We start from the raw sequence: 548 nt of genomic DNA on the forward strand, positions 1-548 counted from the left end.
ACCGCAGACGGTGGAATCCGGATCGTGGCGTATTTCCTTGCGCGGCAGCGCGGCCGGCAACGGTGCGCGCTTGGGCTGCCGCTTCCTGTCCTCATCGTCGGCCGGCTTGGTTGGTGCAAGTTGCTCGATCTCGGCGGTCAGGGCCTCGATGTCGGTGTCGAGGGTCTCAAACAGCATGCGCTGCTGCTCGCCGCTATAGGCTTCGCTGGAAGCGGCGAACTTGAGCCGCTTGAGAATCGCCATCTCGTGCGTGAGCTTGTCGATCAGTGCCTGCTTGCCACGCATCTCCTCCATCAACCGGCTGGCGAGCTGGCGCAGTTCGTCTGCATCAAGGGTCGACAGGTCGGGTGAAGAAGTCATGCCCGGCAGTGTGCCAGAACACCTGCCGTATCGGAACAGAAACTGTATACGTACGGGCTTCAGACCACTGCAATGGCGTGGTCAGTGGCCAGCGTCTTCCATGGCAGGCCGGTGACTAGTGCCTGCAGCTGCTCGGTGTTGAGGGCCACAGTGGCAGTCGATGCCCCCTCGGTCCAAACGAAGCGGCC

1 protein-coding gene is annotated in these 548 nt (G+C 62.6%); it reads right to left on the minus strand.

The window, feature by feature from the left end; genetic code table 11:
• A partial coding sequence (locus JK635_RS28655) for an IS66 family transposase (protein WP_202655044.1) occupies positions 1-360 on the minus strand: 360 nt, incomplete at its 3' end.
• Positions 361-548: the final 188 nt, after the last annotated feature.

Origin of the sequence: Neobacillus paridis, assembly GCF_016765675.1 — a bacterium.
In the GTDB taxonomy this organism is placed as follows: domain Bacteria; phylum Bacillota; class Bacilli; order Bacillales; family Cytobacillaceae; genus Neobacillus; species Neobacillus paridis.